A 22,377-nucleotide genomic window follows, 5' to 3' on the forward strand; every position below is an offset into this window, starting at 1 on the left:
CCTCAGGCGGACAGGCGGCCCGCCGCGGGGGCGAGACCGTCCCGGATGTTCTGCCGCCACAGCTCGTACGCGGGTGTCCCGTCCTCGGCGTCCTCGGTGACCTCGGTCGAGTCGGCCAGGTCGACGGCCTCCTCGATGCTCAGCCCGGCGAGCGTCCGCGCGGCGCGGCGAGTGTGCGGCGGGACGAACGACGAGAACGTCCTCGCCTTCACCGCGAACACGACGCCGAGACCGAGCTCGTCCCGATGCTCACCCGCCGACTCGCGCAGCCTCACCAGCCCTGGCTGGTCGCAGCCGCCCGCGAAGGTCGAGGCCAGCCCGACGCCGCTCCACAGGTCCGGGCGGCGTCCGGCGGGGAAGCGGTTCACCGCCTCGGCGACCTTCCCCGGGTCGCCGCCGTTGATGAACCACAACGCCCGCCCGATGCCCTGGTCGCAGGCGCGCGGGAAGTAGGCGGGGGCGCCCGCCCACGGGTACGGCTTGGGGACGAACTGCTCGCCGACCCACTTGCCCGTGTCGAAGTAGGCACGGTCGAAGGCGTATCCGTCGACGGCCAGCCAGCTCATCGTCGGGTGGAACGGGACGCCGTCGAGGTCGGGCAGCACCTTCTTCCACAGCGGCCGGGGCAGGCGGGCCATCGCGAACCCGATGCCGATGTAGGTCAGGAACACGTGCGGGAGCCCGGGACCGCTCATCAGTTCGGCCGTGCGGTCCTTCCGGCCGCCGGGCATGACGTCGAGGATGGTGAACGCCATCGCCGCGCCCTCGTAGGCGAAGCCGCGCATCTCCGGCTCGACCATGTCCAGCCGCCGTTCGGCCTCCCACAACGCCGGCGCGTCGATCCCCCATTCGAAGCCGCACACCACCGACTGCGGGATCGACTCCAGGCGGGCGGTCGCCGGCGTCGGCGGTACTCCGAACCCGCGCCCCTCGAAGCCGACCGAAGCCAGCGAAGGCGCGAACATCAGCTTACGCAGAGCACCCAGCAATGAGCTCATCACATACGTCCTTTGTGGATAGTGGTGAATTCGCGCGCGAACCGGCTAGTGCCGAGGACACCACGCCGCGATCTCCACCCGCTCGACGCCCGATCGAGTCGGCGCCGGGTACCGCCGAACAGGCCAACCCCGCTTTCGCGAAAGGGGGCGGATTCACCCGTTCGCCGAGCGAATTCACCTGAATGGAATGTACTCGACAGGGAAGGAAAAGCACTCGGACCACCGTTAATGCCCGCCACTGGTCATGACAGTGAGTAATCGGCCGCTCGCAGTTTCAGCACACTCGAAGCGCACCATCGGCCCAGCTCACAGTGAATCGATCATGCTGAACCTGCCGCCGCGAAAACCGCAACCTTGTATCGTGCGAATCAGATTCACTCTTACGGGTTTGCTATGTACACTGAGAGTTACGGCATTTCTGGGGAAGAGGAGGTCGGAGTGATCCGAGTCCTGTTGGCCGAGGACATGCACCTGGTCCGCGGCGCCTTGGTCGCTCTGCTGAACCTCGAACGAGACATCGAGGTCGTCGCGGAGGTGGGTTCCGGCGACAAGATCCTTCCGATGGCGGCGGAGTACCTGCCGGACGTCGCGATCATCGACATCGATCTGCCCGCCAAAGACGGGCTCACGGCCGCTTCCGAGCTCTGCCAGCAACTTCCGGACGTCCGCACCCTGATCCTCACGTCGCTCGGCCGTCCGGGCACCGTCCGCCGCGCGCTCGACGCGAAGGTCAACGGCTTCCTGCTCAAGGACGCGCCCGCCGACAAACTCGCCAACGCCGTCCGCTCGGTCGCCACCGGCCGCCGGGTCATCGACAGCGAACTCGCTTTGTCCGCATGGGAAACCGAGGACTGCCCGCTGACCCCGCGGGAACTCGAGATCCTCCGCCTCGCCGCGAACGGGCACACGGTCGCCGACATCGCGGCGGAACTGTTCCTGTCACCGGGAACGGTCCGGAACTATCTCGCCACGGTGGTGACGAAACTCAACGCCCGCAACCGGGTGGACGCCATCCGCATCGCCGTCGATTCGGACTGGCTCTGACCTGCTTCGCGTCTTCTCTTTTGCCACAACCGGATCAGCGCTCCAAGTCGTGACGATCGCATGCGAGGCAAAGAAAAAATCACGGTCCGCCATGTGTTTCCGGCACTGTTCCGAAGGTTCCGCCTCTGTCACCGTCATTGCGGGGGAGTCCGGAGGGGCAGGGGATGCACGCGATGACGATCGAACCGGGTGACACGGTCGGTGCGCCGCGCGGGGTGCGCGCGCGGCTCCTCGGCCCGCTCGAACTGCACATCGGTGCCACCGATCGTGCGCCGAGCACACCGAAACTCCTGCAACTGCTGGCGATGCTGCTCATCCGCCCCGGCAGGACGGTCCATGTCGACTCCCTCGTCCACGAGCTGTGGAACGAAGCCCCGCCCCGCAGTGTCCGCCGGACCCTGCACACCTACGTCCACCACCTCCGCCGTCACCTCGATCCCGGCGGAACCGGCGATCTGCTGGTCACCAGCCCGCCTGGGTACCGGCTCGAGATCGACCCGGGAGTGGTCGACGTGGGGGAGTTCCACCGGCTCCACCGGCTCGGCCGCGAACTGCTCGAAGAAGGCGACGACGCGGCGGCGGCGCACACGTTCCGTACCGCACTGGACCTGTGGTCCGGTCCCCCGCTGGCGAACATCCACTGTGGACCGACCTTGGCCGCCTACACCGTCTATCTGCTGGAGCACCGGCGCGATGCCCGTGACCTGTGGATCGACGCCGAGATCCGCGCCGGCAACCACCGGGAGATGCTCGGCGTGCTGCGGTCGCTGACCACGGCGGACCCATTCGACGAAACCCTGCACGCCCACCTGATCCGTGCGCTGGGGCTCAGCGGACGGCGCAGCGACGCCCTGGCGTCCTACGAATGGCTGCGCACCAGGCTCGAGGACGAACTGGGGGTGAAACCCAGCGCAGAACTGCGAGAGCTGCACCGCGAACTGCTTTCCGAGGGACACCCGGTCCGCTGACCGAGCACCACCGCCACCACCAGATCAAGGAATATGAGGAGACAAGCATGACCGCTCGCACCTATGGCCAGTTCTGCGGCCTCGCCCGCGCCCTCGAGATCATCGGGGAACGCTGGTCCCTGCTCGTGATCCGTGACCTGGTACTCGGCCCGAAACGCTTCGACGAGCTGCAACAGGGCTTGCCGAAGATCCCGATGAGCATCCTGTCGACCCGGCTCAACGAACTGGAGCGGCACGGTGTCGTCCAGCGCCGGGTGCTCTCGCAGCTCGACGCCGGCGTGGTCTACGAGCTGACCGAGTACGGCAGCGACCTCGACCAGATCGTGCTGCAGCTGGGCCTGTGGGGTGCCCGTTCGCTCGGTGACCCGACGGCGGACGACCTGTTCACCCTCGACTCGGCCGTCCTGTCGCTGTACACCACGTTCCAGCCGGACGCGGCCCTAGGCGTCCGCTGCGCGTTCGAACTGCACTACGGCGGTGAGATGGTCATCCACGCGGTGATCGAGGACGGCGAGCTGACCGCGGGCGAGGGCCCGCACCCGGACCCGGACCTCGTCATCGAGCCACGCGGCCCGGTCATGCTGAAACTGCTGAACGGTGAGATGGACGCCGCGAGCGCGCTCACCAGCGGCGCCGTGGCGGTCAAGGGCGATCCGGACAAGCTCGAGCTGTTCACCCGGATGTTCCACATCCCCTCGGCGCCGACGAAGACCGAAGGGCTCGTCACGCACTGAGGACGTTCCAGCGGCGGGACCGGGGCACCGGTCCCGCCGTTCCTATTCGAACCGTGAGGTGTCGCCGGCGCCCCGCCGCACGATCTCCGGTTCCCCGGACGAGAAGTCGATGACCGTGGTGGGTTCGACCCCGCAGTCACCGGAGTCGATCACCGCGTCCACCACGTGCTCCAGATGTTCCTTGATGTCCCAGCCCTGGGTCATCGGCTCCTCCTGGTCGGGCAGCAGCAGCGTGCTCGACAGCAGCGGTTCGCCGAGTTCGCCCAGCAGCGCCTGGGTGACCACGTGGTCCGGGATGCGCACGCCGACGGTCTTCTTCTTGGCGTGCAGCAGCCGGCGCGGAACCTCCTTGGTGGCCGGGAGGATGAACGTGTAGCTGCCGGGGGTGGACGCTTTGACCGCGCGGAAGACCGCGTTGTCCACGTGCACGAACTGGCCCAGCTGAGCGAAATCCTGGCACACCAGGGTGAAGTGGTGGCGGTCGTCCAGCTTGCGGATGCTCCGGATGCGGTCGATACCCTGCCTGTTCCCCAGCTGGCAGCCGAGGGCGAAGCAGGAATCCGTCGGATACGCGATGAGCCCGTCTTCGCGCAGGATGTCGACGACCTGTCCGATCGCGCGCCGTTGCGGATTTTCCGGATGTACGTCGAAATACCTGGCCATGCGCAGAGCTTAAGGCCACTGGGCCCCGCCCGCCGCGAGAGGCCGCACGGCGCCGCGTACACAGTGGATCTCCCCGGACCCCGTCTTCGGCTCCGGCGTCTTCCATCGTGGCATGTTCCGCGACGAAGCCGGTGGTGCGAACAGCCCACACCCGAGCGGGTGGCCGGCGGAATTTCCCTGTCCCCAGCGGGGAAAGCGTCTCCCTGTTCGCCGTTCTTCCTTGTCCGTAGGAGCAACCCGGGTAACGAACATGGGTTATGATCCGAAGCATAGCCATGGAAGGCCGTAGGGCGGCCGGGCCGTCGCGAGGGGAACGCGACCCGATCGAGCCGTCTCCTGTTACCACTGGGGTGCCTGTGCCGGACCAGCTCGCTGTGACCGCCGAACCTCTGGGAACCGCCGGGATCGACCGGCGGCCTCGCCGGGCGCTGTTCCTCGCCGGGCTGATCATCACCGTCGTCTTCGTCAACTCCTGCCTGGTCGGTCTCCTCGCGGTGCTGCTCCGGCCGGACATGGACTTCTGGCACGGGCTGCTCGCGGTGCTGTACGTCGGCCCCGTACTGGCGATCCAGCTGTTGTACTTCAGCCGTCCGGCGGTCCGCCTCGACACGGGGCGCGCGAAAGCGATGCTGGTGGTCCAGGCCTGCCTGGCCTACTTGCCGACCTTGCACTTCGACGCGGCACTGACCTCGCTGACCACGCTCGCGGCGGGCAGCGCGCTGCTGCTGTTCCGGCCGCGGACGGGGTGGACGGTGTTCGCCGTGCTCATGACGGCCACGACCTGGATCCTGTGGACGTACGACGCCACCTGGCATGGAGCAGTACTCGACAGCCTCACCGCGATCCTCTACGGCCTGGTCGTGTACCTGCTGACCTGGCTCGCGCGGCTGGTGACCGAACTGCACCAGGCCAGGACCGAGCTGGCCAGGCGCGCGGTGGCCGAACAGCGGCTGGCCTTCGCCAGGGACCTGCACGACCTGCTCGGGCTCAGCCTGTCCGCGATCGCGCTCAAGGGTGAGCTGGTGCTCCGGCTGCTGCGCAAATCCCTGGACCGGGCGCGTGCGGAACTCGCCGAGATCACTGGGACCGCGCAGCGGACGCTGTCCGACGTGCGATCGGTGGCGAGGGGTTACCGGGAGCTGTCGCTCGAGAAGGAGTCCCGGACCGCGGTGTCGCTGCTCTCGGCGTCCAACGTCGCCGTGCGGGCCGACCTCGAACCCGTCGAGCTGCCGGTGAAGCTGCGCACCGTGCTGGCAAAGGTGCTGCGGGAGGGGATCACGAACGTGCTCCGCTACACCGGCGTCGAGCACTGCGAGATCTCCGTGCGCGAGCACGAAGGCCGGGTCGTGCTGGAGATCGTCCACGACGGGACGGCGCACGAGGACCTCCCGGAGGAAACGGCGGAGAGCCTGCGCGAGGTGACCGAGGAGGTCGCCAGGCACGGCGGGGAGCTGAGCGCCGGTCCCGACGCGGCGGGCCGCTGGCGGCTGCACACCGAACTCCCGGTGCCCGACCAGATCGAGCCCGCCGAGACGGTACTGGCCGAGGCGCCCGGCCACTGGTCCCGGATCGACGCCAGGAACGTCCAATGGACGCTGACGGTGATCTTCATCCTCTTCGGTCTCTCGGCGATGACCCGGGCCTTCATGCTGACCGAGGACCTCTGGTCCATCGCGCTCATCGCCGGGTACCTCACCGCGTCGATCACGCTGCAGCTGTCCTATTTCGCCCGGCCGAACGTCCGGCTGCGCTCGCGGCAGAGCTACGCGCTGTTGTTCGTCCAGGCCTGCCTGATCTTCCTGCCGCTGATCCCGCTCGGGAACGCCTGGGTGAGCATGCCCAGCCTGTTCGCCGGCACCGCGCTGCTGGTGTTGCCGCCGCTGGCAGGCTGGACGGCGTTCGCCCTGACGGCCGCGGGCGTGCTGTGGATCCGGCTCGCGGCGGGCGCCGACTTCCTCGGCGGCTTCTACACCTTCGCGTCCATGCTGAACACGGGGCTGATGGTCTTCGGGCTCATCTGGCTGATCCGGCTGGTGACGGAACTGGGCGAAACCAGGAAACGCCTAGCCGAGGTCGCGGTCGCGGAGGAACGGCTGCGGTTCGCCCGCGACCTGCACGACCTGCTGGGGATGAGCCTCTCGGCGATCGCGCTGAAGAGCGAGCTGACCGGCCGGATCATGGACATCGACATCGACCGGGCCTCCGACGAGCTGCTGGAGATCCTCGGGCTGACCCGGCAGGCGCTGACCGACGTCCGCTCGGTCGCCAGCGGCTACCGGGAACTGTCCTTGGACCAGGAGTCCCGCTCGGCGCAGGCGGTGCTGACGGCCGCCGACGTCCAGGTGCGGCTGGAGGTCGAGCACGAGGACCTGCCGGCGACGGTGCGGACGGTGCTGGCCGTGGTGCTGCGCGAGGGCGTGACGAACGTGTTGCGGCACAGCAAGGTCGAACGCTGCGAGATCGCCGTGCGGCGGACCGGCGACGGCGTCGCGCTCGACATCGTCAACGACGGCGTCCAGAACGGGCACCCGCCGGACCCGGATCGGCCGAGACGGATCGAGGCCCCGGGCAGCGGCATCACCAACATGTCCGACCGCGTCGCCGGGCTCGGCGGGGAACTGACCGCCGGTGTCGAATCCGACGGCCGCTTCCGGTTGCGCGCGGTGGTGCCGGTCTAGCGGGTCGTACTCGGCTTAGATCCAGCCGGATTCCCTGGCGATCCGGATCGCGTCGACCCGGTTGCGCGCGTTGAGTTTCGCGACGATCGAGGTCAGGTAGTTGCGCACGGTCCCGGTGGAGAGAAAGGCCTTCGCCGCGACCTCCAGCGTGTCGCGGCCTTCGGCGGTCAGCCGCAGGACGTCGATCTCCCGCGGGGTCAGCGGGCATTCCACGGTGTCCCAGGCGGCGAGGGCCAGGTCGCCGTCGACCATGCGCCTCCCGGCCGCCACACCGCGCACGGCGTTGGCGAGTTTCTCCGCGGGGGCGTCCTTCAGCAGGAATCCGTTCACCTTGGCCGCCAGCGCCCGGCGGAGCGTGCCCGGCCTGCCAAGGCTGGTCAGGATGAGGGTCCTGACTTCGGGAAGCTGCTCGTGGATCTCGGTGGCCGCGGTGAGTCCGTCCTTGCCTGGAAGGTCGATGTCGATGATCGCGACCTGGGTCCGCGACGCCCGCGCGGCGGCGAGGATCTCGTCGCCGGACGCCACTTCGGACACCACTTCGATATCCGGCTCCAAGCGCAGCAACGCCACGAGGGCCCCTCTGACGATGTGCATGTCTTCGGCCACGAGAACTCTGATCGTCATACGCCGCCCCCTTCGTGCACACCCCCATAACCCAACATAAACACGCCAGTTCGGAACGCGTTCCACCGTTCGAGTGATGCGCCCGATCTGTCCCTTTGGGGGCGATACGCCGAATGAACCGCACCGCTACGAATTCCATGCCTCGCCCGGTCGCTTTCCGTCATCGTGCCGTGGCCTCCGCACACGAAACCGGCCGCCGCTCGCGTTCGGGGGCGCGAGCGACGGCCGGCGTGGTGCCCTCAGCTGGCTTCGGCCAGCGGCGGAGCGGTGGTGCAGACGGTGGTGAAACAGTTGAAGACCTTGCCGCACGGCTGGTTGTTCCAGTTGTCGAACCGGTCGATCACCAGCTCGACCTGGTGCTCGGCGGAAGCGGTGTCGATCCCCCGGACGGCGAAGAGCGAACGGACGTTGTCGGTCACAGCGTTCTTCATCGAATGGCTCCCAGGCTGGTCGGGTTTTCTTGTTCGATGAGGTAATCGTGCCCGAGTGCCCAGTTCACAGCCAGTGTCGTACATCATCGCGGGAATGTGCTTTTTACCTACTCCGGAAGGTTCTCCCGACTGCGCCATTCCCGCGATCAGCGCCATCGAATGGAGTAGCGCGCACCGTCATCGGTGACGGTGCGCGCCGAAGTGATCTCTTTCCGACACGGATCACCGACAGTCACGGGAATACCCCGAACAGACCAATCAAATGTCCACAATGGACAGCGGGTCAGGAGCCGAGCAGGGTCGCCAGGCCGGCGTATCCGCCCTCTTTCAGCCGCACGCCGGACGTCCGCGCGTACGCGGCGTCGGCGCGGATCCCGAGTCCCTCGACCATCCGGTTCATGAAGTTGAACAAGGCGCACACGAGCACCGCGTCGTGCAGCGCGGCTTCGTCCCAGCCCGCCGCGAAGACGGCCTCGGCGTCCTGTTCGGTCATCTGAGACGGCGTACGGGTCAGCTTGCCCACATAGGCCAGCACGGGCTTCATTCGCTCGTCCACGGGCGCGGAGCCGAGGTCGTCCAGCGCGGCCGCCAGAAGTCCTTCCGGCACACCGAAAGCCTCCGCGGTGACGGTGTGGACGCCGTGGCAGTACTGGCAGTCGTTGACGCCGGAGACGTAGGCAGCGATCAGCTCCCGTTCCCCAGGGCCGAACGCCGACGGCGCCCGCATGATCAGCTCGTGCAGGTCCAGCAGCTTCGACGCCGGAGCGGGAAACCGCTGGAACACCTGCAGCAACGTGGCGTCAGTCGGCAAAGATCCGAGATAGGACATCGTGTGTACCGCTCCCCTGTTCCGGCGCCCGCCCGTGTTCGGCGAACTCGTCGACGTCGTCGCGCCGCAGCCAGCAGGCCGCGAGGCAGGACACCGACGCCGGTCCCAGCCCGGTCACCGTGGCGGTGACCCGCGCGGTCGCGTGTTCCCATTCTCGGCGCAGGGAACCCGCCGACGCCATCTCCGGACCTGCTTCGATCAACGGGCGGACCGCGCGCCAGCGGAGGATCCCGGCGTCCACCAACGCTTCGGTGCCGAGGTCGAGCGCGTCGTGCCGGGCCTGGTCCACGGCGAGGGCGACCAGCGCGGGCTCGTCGGCGAGCCGGGCGAGCCCGACGCCGGCGAGCAGGCGTCCGGCGTCCAGGCCCAGCAGGATCACCCCTGCCTCGGTCGAGGGAGCGTCGTCGATCGACGGCAGGGTGAAGCGGGAGTCGTAAGGCTCAGACACGGGCGACGTCCTTCGTGGCCGCGCGCAGCGGGACGTCCCGGCGCAGGTTCTCGGCGACGGTGGCCGCGACCCGCGCGGTGGCGACGCGGTGACCGTCGATGTTGCGGGCTGCGGGCCCCAGCGCCATCCCCGCTGCCGCGCCGACGGCGAAGACCCGGGGCGCGCCGAGGTAGGCGAAGGTGCGTTCGTCCAGTTGTGGCCAGCCGCCGCGGTCGAGGACGGCCTCGCCGGGCATCAGGCCGTCCCCGATCGACGGCGTGGTGCCGAGCGCCAGTACGGCGTGGTCCGCGGACACCCGCGAACCGTCTTCGAGGTGGAGGCCGACACCAGGCGTCACCTTCGTGATCGCCCTGCCGCGATGCACGATCAGGCGCCCTTCGGCTTCGGCCGCTTCGAGCATCGGGCGGAACTCGAACATGATCGACGCGCGGCGGAACCGGCCCATCAGTTCGAGCCTGTCGGACCAGCTCACCCCGTCGAAACGAGCGCGGCCTTCCGGCCGGAAGAACGACGAGTTGACGTCGGCGCACTGGTAGCGTTCGCCCGCTTCACGGACCACCCAGTGCACCTCGCGGCCCTGGGCGAGCCCGTTGGAGATCAGATGCGCGGCGGTGAGGCCGGCACCGACGACGGCGAGGCGCCGCCCGTCGCCGGGAACGGGTTCGTCCCAGTAGCTCACCCCGCGCGGCGGATGGCCGCCGCCCCACCAGGTGTCCGGGGCCGACCGGCGCTCCTCGCCGAGGCACAGCACGACGTGCCGCGCGGTGACGGAGAACCGATCGGCGCGCACGGTGACGGAGTCCGGGGTCGGCAGCACCTCGCGGACCGAACCGCGCCAGGTCCGTTCGGTGACGTGGTGACTCGCCGCCAGATGACGGCAGTAGGCCTCGAAGACGTCGACGGGGACCACCGAGCGGTGCCCGGCCTGCGCCATGCGGATCTCCCGGCGTTCCACCGGGGTGAGCACCGACCAGTGCAGCCGGGCGAAGTCCAGGAGTTCGCAGTCGCGGTACCCCTCGACGCCGGGGTGGTGTTCGTACGGCGACCGCAGCACGCGCTGGCCGAGCAGATCGATCCGGTCGAAGAACCGGCCGCAGGGACGGCCGTCACGGTCGGCGACGACGATGTCGCGGACTCCGTGGTGCCACAACGCGGACGCGACCGCGAGGCCGGCCGGGCCCGCCCCGACGACGACCACGTCGGCGGCGGACGGCGGTTCGGCGGTGGCCGCCGCGCGGATGCCGGGGAGCACCGGCCACTCACGCCCGCGCGGCGATTCGAGGAGATGGGGTTCCGGGACGAAGGTGATCACCGGCGTACTCAGCCGATCACGGTCACCGGGACGATCAGCTCGATCACGGGACGCTGCTTCATCCCGTTGCCGATCATGTCGTCCAGTGTCTGCCGGGACTGCTCGGCGGTGTCGGTCGCGATCGGGCTGTAGCGGGAGTAGGAGTAGGTCGGCTTCCGCCCGCCCGCGTCCAGCGAGTACACCTTGAGCACCGCTTCGCCGGGCCGGACTTCACCGTCGTAGAAGGTGAGGCGGCGCTGATCCGGCGTCATGAAGGATTTCGAGAACTGGCGGGAAAGGACGAGCGTGTCGGCGTCGTTGACGAAGGTCGAGTCCTCGTCGGTGACGACCTGCATCGCGACCCAGGTCTTGTCGGTCAGGTTGGTCTCGGACTTGATCACCTGCCAGCGGCCAGGCTCCGGGAGATTGACACTCACCGAGATGTCGTGCTCGGTGGTGTCGATCGCCCCGGAGATCATCAGCACCCGCCGCCGGACGTCGGCGACCCCGGCCATCTGAATGTCACGTGCGCGTACCCGAGTGGAAACATCCAATCCCGGGAATTCAGGTGATGACATCTTTCACGCCTCCCAGACCTCGATATCGCAATTCAATCCCCGGCATGATCCCCCCAGCCGCAAACACCGGAAGAATTTCACGCTGAACTGGGCGATGTCAAGATGAGGAACACATGATCCACTCCCCGCCCGGACTGGGCCGTTCGGCGGTACCAGGGTCAGGATTCGTCGGATTCCTCAGCCCAGGCCGCCGCGGGTGTGCCCTGCTCCAGCGCCCCGATGTAGACGATCTCGAACGAGGAATCGGCGCGATCGATCCCGATACGAATGACGAGATCGTGTTTCACCATAAAAAGAAACTGATGCGGTTCCCTGCTGTCGCCAAAAATGTCGTAGATGAGGAAGGCGGAGCCGTCCGCCACCGCGAAAAGCGCTTCGTAGACGACATTGCGGTCGGCCTGCGGAGCATTGATCGCCCATTCTTCCAACACCTGCAAACCCGACGTGAGCTGGAGGCGCATGGCCACCGGAGGCCTCCTCGTGGTCTGGCCGGTTCGCGGGCGATCTTCATGGTCGCGCGCGCGATACCGGGCGGTCTTCTTCGTCCGTGCGCCGTGTCTAGTTGTAACCGAGGACGATGTGCTCGGCCGGGAAATCGTTTTCGACGGCCTGCCTCGGCTCCGGGACGATCGCCGCCGCGCCGGCCTCCGTGGCCCCGCGCGGGTCGAAATCATCGGTCACGACCCAAATTCGCACCTGTGCCGTCATGATGTTCCTCCCGGCCTTCGATGAACGACTCACTTGACAACCAAGGATGGACCCGTCCGATCGTGACCCGCTCGAGGACGAGCGGAGGTCTCTGTGAGCAAAGGAAAAGTCGCCGCCGACGGGCCGCCGGTAGTGCCCTTGTGGTACCTCGAAACCCAGGGAGCGCACCATGACCGAACGCCTCGACCCGTACGAGATCTACGCCGACGACGAAGTCGACGTCGACTTGCTGGGCCTGTCGTGGCCCGACCCGGCGGTACCCGAGCAGCGGGATCGGCAATGAGCGCCGCGGAGCGGCAGCGGACCTGTGCGGCCTGCGGGGGACCGTTCGAGCCTGGGGAGCGAACGGATCTGGAAGCAGTGCTCGACGGAGGGATCCTCTACGTCGCGGTGCACGCCCGCCACAGTACGTATCCACCGCGGCGGGAGACCGAGGCCGCGCGACGTCTCGCGTGAGCACACGCGAGTTCTCTTGAGAGGCAAGTCAAAGGTGGCGTGATCATGTCAACGGTGGAGTAGGCCGCCAGGAGCCTGGCGCGCTCTTGGCCATCCGCAAGGGACGCCGATCAGGCGATAGTGTCCATTTTGGGCACTTCACGAGGGGGTCGTGAGTGGCGTTTCGAGGTATTGAGGGGAAGGTCAAATGTGGCGCGATCGAATCCCTGGTCACGCGGGCCGTCTTCGCCGACTTCGTGATGAGATCGCCGCCGTAGACAACAGGGTTCCGGACTGACTTGCCGGCCGACTCCGGCGTGAAGTGTCCTCCTGGGACGCTTCACGCCGATTGTGCGCCCGATTGATGTCATGATGTCCGCTTCTTGCCGGGGTCGTGAGTGGCAAAGACGGTTAGAACGATCATTGCCACCCACGACCCTCGCACAAAACGCCCAAATCGGGCACGCAGGGGTGTTTTGTGTCCCTTGTAGACAGCGAGGTCGCGATCAGCCCGGCAGGCCGGGCCTCCAGCACGCAGCACGCAGCACGCCACATTTGACCTTCCCCTCAATAGAACCCGAAACGCCACTCACGAACCCCTCGACCCACGACCAGGGCCGAAGGCGCGGCAGTGTCCCTTGTGGACACTCAAGACGTGACCGGCTCCCATGACCAGGCTCAGCTCACCTCGTTTGCCTTACCCTTTCAAGAGCGCAGCGTCGAGGTACGCCAGGTCTCCGGGGTTCGAGGTGACCAGGCGGAGCGGTCCGGGGCCGCGGGCGGGGGCGCGGCGGAGGCCGACGCGGTGATGACGGCGACGAGTGCCGCCAGTTCGGCGTCTTCCGGGTCGCCGCGCAGGACCCGGAAGGCGGGCGCACTGTCTATTCCGGACGGTGACATGGTTCCCCCGTTCAGATCGGGTGGTTGCCGTGCTTGCGCTGAGGCGCCGCCTTTCGCTTGTCCTGCAGCATGTCCAGCGCCCTGGCGACGGCGGACCGGGTGTCCGCGGGGTCGATGATGTCGTCGACCAGCCCGCGTTCGGCCGAGTACTGCGGGTTCATGAACTCTTCGGTGTATTCGGCGACCAGGTGCGCGCGCAACGCGTCCGGATCGGGCGCGGCGGCGAGATCCTTGCGGAACAGCACGTTGACCGCGCCCTCGGCGCCCATCACGGCGATCTGGTTGGTCGGCCACGCCAGCGAGAGATCGGTCCCGATGGACCGCGAGTCCATGACGATGTACGCGCCGCCGTACGCCTTGCGCAGGATGACCTGGACCCGCGGCACGGTCGCCTCGCAGTAGGCGTGCAGCAGCTGGGCCCCGTGCCGGATGATCCCCGAGTGCTCCTGCTCCACCCCCGGCAGGAACCCGGGAACGTCCACGAGCGTCACCAGCGGGATGCTGAACGCGTCGCAGAACCGCACGAACCGCGCCGCCTTCTGCGACGCCGGGCCGTCGAGCACGCCGGCGAACACCACCGGCTGGTTGCCGACCAGGCCGACCACCCGCCCGTCGATCCGCGCGAGCGCGCACAGCACGTTCTGCGCCCATCGCTCGTGCAGTTCGAAGAACTCGCCGTCGTCGGCCAATTCCGCGAACACGTCGCGCATGTCGTACGGCTTGTTCGGCTCCACCGGGACGAGTTCGGCGAACCTGGGCCGCCGGTCCTTGCCCGCGTCCTGTGACGGCTCGCGGGGCGCGGGCTCCAGGTAGTTCGACGGCAGCAGCGAGACCAGGTAGCGGACGTCGGCGAGGCAGCTCTCCTCGTCGTCGTGCACCACGGTCGCCACGCCGGACGACGCGCCGTGCACGTCCGCGCCCCCCAGCTCGTCGTGGCTGACCCGTTCCCCGGTCACGGTCTCGACGACGTCCGGCCCGGTCAGGTACATGCGGGCGGTGTCGCGCACCATGAAGACGAAATCCGCGAGCGCGGGCGAATACGCCGCCCCGCCCGCGCATGGCCCCAGCACCACGCTGATCTGCGGGATGACGCCGGACGCCTCGACCTGACGGCGGAAGATGCCGCCGTAGCCGTTGAGCGCCATGACGCCTTCCTGGATCCGCGCTCCCCCGCTGTCGTTGAGCCCGATCAGCGGCGAACCGGTGGCGATCGCGAGATCCATCACCTTGTGGATCTTCGCCGCGTGCGCCTCGCCGAGCGAACCACCGAAAACGGTGAAGTCCTGCGCGTAGACGAACACGCGCCGTCCGTCGATGGTGCCCGAGCCGGCGATCACCCCGTCGGTGTACGGCCGGTTCTCCGCCAGCCCGAGCCCGCTCGCCTGATGTCGCCGGTAGAGCTCGACCTCGGTGAAGGAACCGGCGTCCAGCAAGAGATCCAGCCGTTCGCGCGCGGTGTGCTTCCCGAGCGAGTGCTGGCGGCGGACGCCGTCGAGCCGCCCTTCGACGATGTGCTCACGCAGCTCGTCGCGCCGGGCGCGCAGCAACGGCATCGTCGGTTGCGGTGGGTGCACCGGTTCGGCGCCGCGGGCGAGGGGGATCACCCGCCCGTCGCCCGCCCTCGGGATCCGGGAGCGCCGCAGCCGGTCTTCCGGCAGCGGCACCACCTCGGAGTCCTCCGTGCGCTGAGCGCCCGGATCACCCTGCAGGCTCACGCCGCCTCCCGCATACGGGCGTCACGCTCGAGTTCGTCGAGTTCGATCTCGCGCACGATGTCGCGCCAGCACACCCCCCGTCCGAGCCGGGGCATCGTGGTCACCACCGGCGGCCGCTCGGGCGTACGCGCCGGGGAGGGCGTCTCGTCCGATCGGGCGGTGGTGGCGGATTCGTTGATGGTCATGACATTTCCTCTCCCATTGTGGTGGCCATCGGAAGTCCTTCGGGGTGTTCGGCGGATCCAGGTTTCCGCTGGGCGTGCGGCCGCGAGGTCCTCGTACCGGTGCTGTACGCGGGCCTTGCGGCCGTGCGTCCAGCGGGAAGCTGGGCCGTCGAGACCCCTGGAGGACTTCCGATGGTGACCACTTAGGCCGATGCCCGGATCCGGCCGTCGATCTGGTGGTAGCCGCCGCCGTAGAAGACCAGCGAGTCCTGCGCGGTGCCGCGGCTGGAGGCGACCACCTTGCCGAGGAAGATCGAGTGGTCACCGCCTTCGTAGACCTCGGCCAGCTCGCATTCCAGCCACGCCAGCGCGCCGTCGAGCAGCGGGGCGCCGGTCTGCGGACCGGCCGTCCAGTCCACCGAATCGAACTGGGCGAGCCCGGCCGGGCGGCGCCAGTCGGCGAAGTACTTCGCCAGCTCCTTCTGGTCCGACGCCAGCACCGTGACCGCGTACGAACCCGCCGTCACGATCGCCTCGTGCATCCGGGCCGCGCGGGAAACGCAGCACAGCACCATCGGCGGTTCCAGCGACACGGAGGTGACGGCGTTGGCGGTCATCCCGTGGGCCCGTTCGCCGCCGGCGGTCAGCACGGTGACCCCGGTGGCGAACTGGCCCATCACCTCCCGCAGCCCGGCCTGCGCGGACAACCGGCGACGGGCGATGGGCGACGGCAGGCGTTTCAGCACGGGCCGCGAAGGCTCGTCCGGCGTGCCCACGTCATTCCCCCTTGCCGTCGACCGCGTACGGGGCCAGTGCCTCGCGCAGCTGTTCGGGCACCCGGCTGGGCACCGTGGCCGTGTTCGGGCCGCGCATGCACGCGATCCGCTGCCTTCCGCGGGCCACCAGCCGCTCGCCCTCCTCGGTGAGGTGGACGTAGTCGAAGGTGAACTGGACCTGGGTCTGGGTCAGCTCTTCCAGCCGCAGCCGGATGGACAGCTCGTCGAACGCGGTGATCTCCGCGTAGAACTCGCAATCCACCTTGAGCGTGAAGAGCTTGAGGTCGTCGCGGACCTCCTCGAGGACCGCGGGTGCCTTCTCTTTCAGGAACATTTCGCGGCACCGGCCCTGCCAGCGCACGTAGTTCACGTAGTAGACGTTGCCCACCAGGTTGGTCTCTTCGAACCCGACGGTATGCAGGATTTCGTAGTAGTCGGCCATGTCAGTTCTCCTCTCCCTGGAGCACCGCGAAGACGACGGGATCGGTCCGGTCGTTGACGGTCGTCACCCAGGTGGCGATGCGGGCGGCACCGTGGGAAAGCACCGCCCAGCCGTCCGGGTCGACCCGGTGCACGGTGAGCGCCTGCGTCATGTCCCCGGTCTTGCGCACGCATTCCAGCGCGCTCCAGACCCTGGTGTGCGCGACCGAAAGCGGCTCGCGGGCGTCCGCGGCGAGCAGTTCGCCCACCGACAGCAGATCCTCACCGAGCAGCCCGGCCCAGTCTTCGGGCGTCCGCTCGATCGCGGTTTCGACGTCGCACGCGACCCGGCCGCTGCCCGCGATCGCCAGGGTGAGGTCGGCGCTGTGCGACGCGCTCACCTCGACCCCGTCGGCCTCCGGTTTCCCGTCCGGGCGGTAGCGGATCTCGAGCGGGGCGTCGACGGCGCGGCCGGCGGCCAGTGCCGTCTGCGCCCGCCGTTCCGGCGTGGTCTCCACGGAGACGCCCACCGGGTCCGGTTCCACGACGATCGCGCGGGACGAGCCGAGCAGCCGTTCGACGGAACGCTCCAAATAGGACCCGAGCATCGACGGGACCCAAGGTCCTTCGCCGTCACGCTTGCGCACCGCGCGCAGCTTCAGCCCTTCCCACCGCTCGACCAGCTTCCCGTCGGGGTTGCGGACGTCGAGGTCGTAGAGGTAGCTGTCGCCGTCCTGCGAACGCTCGCGGGCGTCGAGGAGCACGTACTCCGGGTCCTGCTCGCCGGGTTCGGCGAGGTACAGCCGCTCGATCCCTTGCGGCAGCAGGGTCGCGTCCGGGACACAGCACTGGATCGCGTGCATCATCGCGTCGCGCGTGCCCGGGTCGGCCAGGAGCTTCTCCTGCGGGAGGAACGGCGCGAACCAGTCGACCTCGGCGCCGGTCGCGATCTCCGCGACCGCGTGCCGCGCGCTGGCCCGCCGGTACCCGGTGACCCGCTGGAATCGCTTGCCCTGGAACAGGACCGTGCCGTACAGCTCGGTCGTCGGGTCGACCGGGACGGGCGGCAGCGCGACGTCGCGGACGACGGTCTCGCCGAGCGGATCCGGCCGGGAGAACCGCAGCCGGGCCCGGAAGTGGTCGGCGCTGAACCCGGTCTCCCCGCTGCGCAGCACCACGTCCACCGTTTCGGCGTCCCTGGCCAGCGCGGCGAGCCGGATCGTGGTCGCCCCGCCCGGCGAGACGATGATCGGGCGCAGGAACTCGACGTCGGAGAACACCGGCGCCGGCAGCGTTTCCGCACCGAGGGCGGCCTTGGCGACCTGGGTCATCGCCTCCATGCCGATCACCGCCGGGAACAGCAGCTGACCGTCGAGCAGGTGGTCGGCCAGATACGGGTCGCTGCCCGCGGACAGGTCGGCCTCGGTGATCAGCTCGACCCCCGGGTAGTGGACAACGGCCCGGTCGACGAAGCGGGTCAGCGGCAGTTCGCGCTTCTCCACCGGCAGGGTGACCAGCCCCGCGGTCCGGCCGCAGACGACCAGTACCGACGGGGCGGCCGGATCGCCGACGACCTGGCGGAGGATCTCGATCCCCTCCTCGGTCGGGATCGGGGTGATGCCGTCGCGCATCAGAGCACTGACGACACCGAGCTTTTCGCCCATGCCCGTGCCCGACCAGACCGACCATTCGAGGGCGATCGCCCTGGCCTGGGGGTGCTCCTGGCCGAAGCGAACGGTCAGTTCGGTCATCCAGTCGTTGGCCGTGGCGTAGTGCGCCTCACCGCGCAGGCCCGCCCGTCCGATGATGCTGCCGAAGGTCACCAGCAGCTTGATCTTGTCCTTGTCGACGGCGTCGAGGACGGCGTTGAGCCCGCCGATCTTCGGGGCCAGCGTCTTGCGGAAGCTCTCCTCGGTCAAGGAGAACAGCGCGGCGGGCTCGTTGCGGCCCGCGCCGTGCAGCACCGCGGTGACCGGGCCGAACTCGGCCTGCACGCGGCCGATCGCGTCGGCCACCTGACGGGCGTCGGTGACGTCGGCGCGTTCGTAGCGGTAGGTGATACCCGCCGCCGCCATACGGCCGAGGTTCTCCGACAGTTCGGCGTCGTCGGCCGGGTCGCTCCGGCCGAGCAGCGCCAGTTTCGCGCCGGAGTCCTTGGCCAGCGCCAACGCGCTCTCGGCGGTGATGCCCTTGCCGCCACCGGTGACGAGCAGGACGTCTTCGGTCCCCAGCGGGGTCCCTTCGGCCTCGGACGGGGTCAGGGCGGCGAGCTTCGGCACCGTGCGGACCCCGGCGGCGTCGTAGCGGACCTCGCTGAAGTCGGTGGTCGCCGCCACTTCGGCGACCACGGTGGACACCGCGGCGCCGATGGCATCGAGGTCGACCGGGTTGATGTCGGCGAGATCGACGATCGTGGTGCGGGCCGACGGGTCCTCCAGCCGCAGCGTCTTCGCCAGACCGGAGGCACCGAGACCGTGCTGCACCACCACGAAGCGGGTGCCGTTGGGCGCGGCCAGCACCGCGCGGCCCGCGTCGAGGAACAGGCCGACGTCGCCGGCATCGCTGTCCGCGTTCAGGCAGAGGAGGACACCGTCGCCGGCACCCGAGGTGGCCAGTGCCGCGCGCAGCGGCTCCGCCAGCGGATGCCCGTCCGGCGCGAACGCCGTCCACTCGGCCGTGGAGAGGCCCGGCGTGAGATCGGGCGACGGCTTCGGCGCGACCACGTACTCGACCCCGAACGGCCGGACCCACGGTCCGACGCCGGCGACCTCGGCCTGGTTGCTCTCGGCGGGTTTCGCGGTCTGGGCGAGTTCGTCGATCATCTCGGCGAGTTCGCCGAGACAGACGGTCGCGAAGTTCGGCATGCCCTCCAGCGCCGGGCGGCCGAGCGCCCGGGTCACGTCGTTGACGAGCTGCCCGACCGTGATCGACGAAAGGTGCAGGTCGTCGAGCGGATGCGTGTCGGCGGTGACCGCTTCGAGCGGCAGTTCGACCCGCTCGGAAGCGAGCTTGCGCAGCAGGTCGAGGGTGCTGCTGCCACCGCTTTCCGAAGCCGTTCCGGCCGGGGCCTCGGCAGGGTCCGCGGGGTCGGCGACCCGATCGCGGGTCAGGTCGGCACCGATGGACGGCGCGGCCTCACACGGGCTGGCGAGGAACGAGAACTCCCCGTCCAGCGGCAGGGTCCGCACGATCCGGCCGTCGAACAGCGCGGAGGTCTCCAGCGGGGCACCGAACGCGAACGCGGCGCCGGCGACCTTCAGCAGCGCGGCCAGTTTCGGGCTGTCGGTGTCGATCGCGAGCACCGGCTTGCCGGGCGCGATCTCGCCGAACAGACCGGTGAGCACGTGGCCGGGGCCGACCTCGATCACCAGGTCGCTGCGCTCGGCGACCTTCGCGGCCGCCTCGCGGAAGCGGACCGGCAAGACCACCTGGTCCCGCAACAGGTCGCGCAGATCCTCGGCGGCGTGCAGGACGTCACCGGTCACCGTCGAGACGACGGGCCGGTCGAGCCTGGCGAAGTCGAACGCGGCGAGCTCCTCGGTCATCGCCTCGGCTGCCGGGACGACCGCCGGCGAGTGGAACGCGTGCGAGACGTTGATGCGGGTGGCGGTGACGCCCTCCGCGCGGGCACGGGCGACCACGCGGTCGATCGCCTCCGCCGGTCCGGAAAGGACGGTCTGCTCGGGCGCGTTGTAGCCCGCGATGACGACGTCTTCGCCCTCGGCGAACCGCTCGGCGACCCCCGGCCCGGCGGCGATCCCCGCCATGGCACCGTTCCCGTCGCTCGCGGTCGCCATCACCTTGCCGCGGATCTTGGCCAGCTTGAGGACTTCGCGTTCGGTGAGCGCGCCGCCCCAATGCAGGGCGGTGAGTTCGCCGAGGCTGTGGCCGGCGACTGTCTGCGCCTCGATGCCGAGGCTCTTCAGGACGCGGAGCCCGGCGAGCGAACCGGTGACGATGCGCGGTTGCGCGACCTCGGTGGCGACCTGGTCGGCGCCGGTCGAAAGGCCCGCCGCGCGATAGATGTCGTCGGCGTGGGCGAAGCGCTTGCGCAGCGCGCCGACCGTACCGCGCCCGGAACCCTGGCCGGGGAACAGGAACCCGATCTTCGGGTCCTTGACGCGGGAGCCCGCGAAGATGCCGTCTCCGGTGGAGAAGACTTCCGGCTCTCCCTCGCCGAGGAGGTCGAGCAGCTTGGCCAGCTTGCGCTCGGCGTCCTCGGGATTGGTCGCGACGATCGCGGCGCGGACCGGTTTCCCGGACAGTTCCGTGGAAAGCGTGGCCGCGAGGTCCCCGAGCTCCGCCAGCGAGAGCTTCGGCACGACTTCCAGCAGACCGGTCAGCCTGCCGCGCAGCGACGCGGCGTCGTCGGCGTCGAGGAGCAGCAGTTCGCTGTCCTGCCGTCCGGCGACCAGCGAGCGGGTCCGCTCGTCGAGGTCCTTGCGCCGGGCCGCGCCCGGCGCCTCGGTGACGGTGACGTGCGAGTTGATGCCGCCGAAGCCCATCGCGGAGACACCCGCGCGGACCGGGTGGTCCGCGGGCCACAGCCCGGCCTCGGTCGGGACGTACATCCGCGCGGAGTCGCCGACCAGCGACTCGTGTGGCTCGAAGTGACCGGTCGCGGGCGGGATGACCTGGTGGTAGACCGCCAGCGCGGCCTTGATCAGCCCGGCGACACCGGCCGCGGCCTTGGTGTGGCCGATATTGCCCTTGATCGTGCTCAGCGCGGCGCGGTCGGCGAGCGGGTCGGCGTCGCGGCGGGCGGTGGAGAGCGCCTCGATCTCGGTGGCGTCGCCCAGCGCGGTCCCGGTGCCGTGGCCCTCGAAGTAGGAAACGGTCTCGACGCCGTAGCCCGCCTTCTCGTAGGCCCTCTTCAGCGCGAGACGGTGACCCGACGCCTCGGGACGGGTGATGCCGCCCTTGCCGTCGGAGGAGACGCCCCAGCCGCCGATGCTGGCGTAGATCCGCTTGCCCTGCGCGATCGCGTCCTCTTCGCGCATCAGCACGAGCATGCCGGAACCCTCACCGGGCCAGAACCCGTTGGAGTCGGCGTCGTAGACCTTCATCTCGCGCTTGGCGAGCGCGCCGGTCTTGGCGAAACCGATCACCTCGAACGGGTCGATCGACAAGTCGACACCGCCCGCGATGGCGACGTCGAGGTCACCCTCGGAAAGCGCGTTCGCCGCCGTGACCACGGAAAGCAGCGACGACGAGCAGGCGCCGTCCACGGTGAACCCGCCGCCACCGAAGTCGAAGAAGTTGCAGACGCGGCCGGCGATCGTGTTCGCCAGCCCGCCCGCGAGCGTGTCCTCGTCGATCGCGGGGAACGGAGCCTTGTACTGCGCCTCGAGGTCGTGGAGGAAGGCGGCGGTGTCACTCTCGGCCCAGCCGCGCTCGGCGAGCGCCGCCGCGACCGTGCGGCGCACGTACGGCCAGCGCAGCCGCATGATGTTGGCGCGCGAGAACTCGCCGGTGAGGCTGTTGCCGATGACCACGCCGGTGGCGGACCGCGGCAGCCCCTCGCCCTCGGGGAACCCCGCGTCCGCCAGCGCCTGCGCGGCGACGTCGAGCGCCAGCCAGTGCGTGGTGTCGGTCGACCGGAACGTGCTGCCCGCGACCTTGTACTTGATCCGGTCGAATTCCCAGTCGCGGAGGACCGCGGCCTTCTGGGCGTAGAAACGGTCCGGCGCCTTCGGGTCGGGCGAGTAGTAGTCCTCGCGGTTCATCCGCTCGTCGGGCAGTCTCCGGAACGCCCTGCGGCCGGCGAGGACGTTCTCCCACAGTTCTTCCGGGGAACCGGCGTCCGGGTATCGGAGACCGATACCGACAATCGAAATCCGCTCAACGCTCATGCCACCGCACTCCCCTAGCTCTCAAGACTCAAGTCACGGAATCCGGTCCCGGCGCCGGGCTCTGTCCCCAGAACCACGGCCGCCGTCCGTTCGCGCAGTCCGGTCAAGCATGAACCGGCGG

The 22,377-nt window shown here is 69.1% G+C and carries 21 protein-coding genes; 5 read left to right on the forward strand and 16 right to left on the reverse strand.

What is annotated here, in order from left to right:
- Positions 1-2: 2 nt before the first annotated feature.
- Positions 3-998, reverse strand: coding sequence for a DUF1702 family protein (locus tag AC069H_RS11960; protein ID WP_478232236.1), 996 nt, complete (start codon positions 996-998; stop codon positions 3-5).
- 438 nt (positions 999-1,436) lie between these two features.
- Here AC069H_RS11960 and AC069H_RS11965 point away from each other — a divergent pair, with 438 nt between their 5' ends.
- The 3 genes from AC069H_RS11965 to AC069H_RS11975 all read left to right on the forward strand — a co-directional run bounded on the left by AC069H_RS11965 (position 1,437) and on the right by AC069H_RS11975 (position 3,744).
- Entirely contained in the window at positions 1,437-2,042 is a 606-nt protein-coding gene (locus tag AC069H_RS11965; protein WP_478232237.1) for a response regulator transcription factor, read from the forward strand.
- Positions 2,043-2,206: 164 nt separating this feature from the next.
- The gene (locus AC069H_RS11970; RefSeq protein ID WP_478232238.1) at positions 2,207-3,010 is read left to right on the forward strand and encodes an AfsR/SARP family transcriptional regulator; all 804 of its coding nucleotides are present in this window, start codon (positions 2,207-2,209) and stop codon (positions 3,008-3,010) included.
- Positions 3,011-3,057: 47 nt separating this feature from the next.
- Positions 3,058-3,744: a winged helix-turn-helix transcriptional regulator gene (locus AC069H_RS11975; RefSeq protein WP_478232239.1), complete on the forward strand. Its 687-nt coding sequence runs from the start codon at positions 3,058-3,060 to the stop codon at positions 3,742-3,744.
- Between the two features lie 42 nt (positions 3,745-3,786).
- On the opposite strand, the gene AC069H_RS11980 is transcribed toward AC069H_RS11975, so the two are convergent.
- Positions 3,787-4,407 carry an L-threonylcarbamoyladenylate synthase gene (locus AC069H_RS11980; protein ID WP_478232240.1) on the reverse strand — a complete coding sequence of 207 codons (621 nt, stop codon included), beginning with the start codon at positions 4,405-4,407 and terminating at the stop codon, positions 3,787-3,789.
- Between the two features lie 356 nt (positions 4,408-4,763).
- On the opposite strand from AC069H_RS11980, the gene AC069H_RS11985 reads away from it, so the two are divergent.
- A complete protein-coding gene (locus AC069H_RS11985) occupies positions 4,764-7,085 on the forward strand; it encodes a sensor histidine kinase (RefSeq protein ID WP_478232241.1) in 2,322 nt (773 codons plus the stop codon).
- A gap of 15 nt (positions 7,086-7,100) precedes the next feature.
- Here the strand turns inward: AC069H_RS11985 and AC069H_RS11990 are convergent, their stop codons facing one another.
- The 8 genes from AC069H_RS11990 to AC069H_RS12025 all read right to left on the reverse strand — a co-directional run bounded on the left by AC069H_RS11990 (position 7,101) and on the right by AC069H_RS12025 (position 11,967).
- Positions 7,101-7,709: a response regulator transcription factor gene (locus tag AC069H_RS11990; RefSeq protein ID WP_478232242.1), complete on the reverse strand. Its 609-nt coding sequence runs from the start codon at positions 7,707-7,709 to the stop codon at positions 7,101-7,103.
- 239 nt (positions 7,710-7,948) lie between these two features.
- Positions 7,949-8,140, reverse strand: coding sequence for a hypothetical protein (locus tag AC069H_RS11995; RefSeq protein ID WP_478232243.1), 192 nt, complete (start codon positions 8,138-8,140; stop codon positions 7,949-7,951).
- Between the two features lie 283 nt (positions 8,141-8,423).
- Complete coding sequence (locus tag AC069H_RS12000; RefSeq protein WP_478232244.1) at positions 8,424-8,969, reverse strand: carboxymuconolactone decarboxylase family protein; 546 nt, start codon at positions 8,967-8,969, stop codon at positions 8,424-8,426.
- Complete coding sequence (locus AC069H_RS12005; RefSeq protein ID WP_478232245.1) at positions 8,941-9,417, reverse strand: DUF6187 family protein; 477 nt, start codon at positions 9,415-9,417, stop codon at positions 8,941-8,943. The genes AC069H_RS12000 and AC069H_RS12005 overlap by 29 nt, the downstream gene beginning before the upstream one ends.
- Positions 9,410-10,729, reverse strand: a complete 1,320-nt coding sequence (locus tag AC069H_RS12010; protein ID WP_478232246.1) for an FAD-dependent oxidoreductase — start codon at positions 10,727-10,729, stop codon at positions 9,410-9,412. Before AC069H_RS12010 ends, AC069H_RS12005 begins: the two co-directional genes overlap by 8 nt.
- An 8-nt stretch (positions 10,730-10,737) precedes the next feature.
- Positions 10,738-11,223 carry a DUF6423 family protein gene (locus AC069H_RS12015; RefSeq protein ID WP_478232247.1) on the reverse strand — a complete coding sequence of 162 codons (486 nt, stop codon included), beginning with the start codon at positions 11,221-11,223 and terminating at the stop codon, positions 10,738-10,740.
- A 221-nt stretch (positions 11,224-11,444) separates the two neighbouring features.
- Positions 11,445-11,747: a DUF6235 family protein gene (locus tag AC069H_RS12020; protein ID WP_478232281.1), complete on the reverse strand. Its 303-nt coding sequence runs from the start codon at positions 11,745-11,747 to the stop codon at positions 11,445-11,447.
- Between the two features lie 97 nt (positions 11,748-11,844).
- Positions 11,845-11,967, reverse strand: a complete 123-nt coding sequence (locus AC069H_RS12025) for a hypothetical protein (RefSeq protein WP_478232248.1) — start codon at positions 11,965-11,967, stop codon at positions 11,845-11,847.
- Between the two features lie 306 nt (positions 11,968-12,273).
- On the opposite strand from AC069H_RS12025, the gene AC069H_RS12030 reads away from it, so the two are divergent.
- The gene (locus AC069H_RS12030; protein WP_478232249.1) at positions 12,274-12,450 is read left to right on the forward strand and encodes a hypothetical protein; all 177 of its coding nucleotides are present in this window, start codon (positions 12,274-12,276) and stop codon (positions 12,448-12,450) included.
- 684 nt (positions 12,451-13,134) lie between these two features.
- Here the strand turns inward: AC069H_RS12030 and AC069H_RS12035 are convergent.
- The 6 genes from AC069H_RS12035 to AC069H_RS12060 form a co-directional block, all read right to left on the reverse strand.
- Positions 13,135-13,329 (reverse strand): acyl-CoA carboxylase subunit epsilon, encoded by a 195-nt coding sequence (locus AC069H_RS12035; RefSeq protein ID WP_478232250.1) that lies wholly within the window; start codon positions 13,327-13,329, stop codon positions 13,135-13,137.
- An 11-nt stretch (positions 13,330-13,340) separates the two neighbouring features.
- On the reverse strand, positions 13,341-15,044 hold the full coding sequence (locus AC069H_RS12040) for an acyl-CoA carboxylase subunit beta (protein ID WP_478232251.1): 1,704 nt from the start codon (positions 15,042-15,044) through the stop codon (positions 13,341-13,343).
- Positions 15,041-15,229, reverse strand: coding sequence for a DUF6222 family protein (locus tag AC069H_RS12045; RefSeq protein ID WP_478232252.1), 189 nt, complete (start codon positions 15,227-15,229; stop codon positions 15,041-15,043). The genes AC069H_RS12040 and AC069H_RS12045 overlap by 4 nt, the downstream gene beginning before the upstream one ends.
- 182 nt (positions 15,230-15,411) lie before the next feature.
- Positions 15,412-15,984 carry a flavin reductase family protein gene (locus AC069H_RS12050; RefSeq protein WP_478232253.1) on the reverse strand — a complete coding sequence of 191 codons (573 nt, stop codon included), beginning with the start codon at positions 15,982-15,984 and terminating at the stop codon, positions 15,412-15,414.
- Between the two features lies 1 nt (position 15,985).
- Positions 15,986-16,426 (reverse strand): acyl-CoA thioesterase, encoded by a 441-nt coding sequence (locus tag AC069H_RS12055; RefSeq protein ID WP_192745962.1) that lies wholly within the window; start codon positions 16,424-16,426, stop codon positions 15,986-15,988.
- 1 nt (position 16,427) lies between these two features.
- Positions 16,428-22,256 carry a type I polyketide synthase gene (locus AC069H_RS12060; protein WP_478232254.1) on the reverse strand — a complete coding sequence of 1,943 codons (5,829 nt, stop codon included), beginning with the start codon at positions 22,254-22,256 and terminating at the stop codon, positions 16,428-16,430.
- Between the last annotated feature and the right edge of the window lie 121 nt (positions 22,257-22,377).

Source organism: Amycolatopsis sp. NPDC043887 (assembly GCF_056435665.1).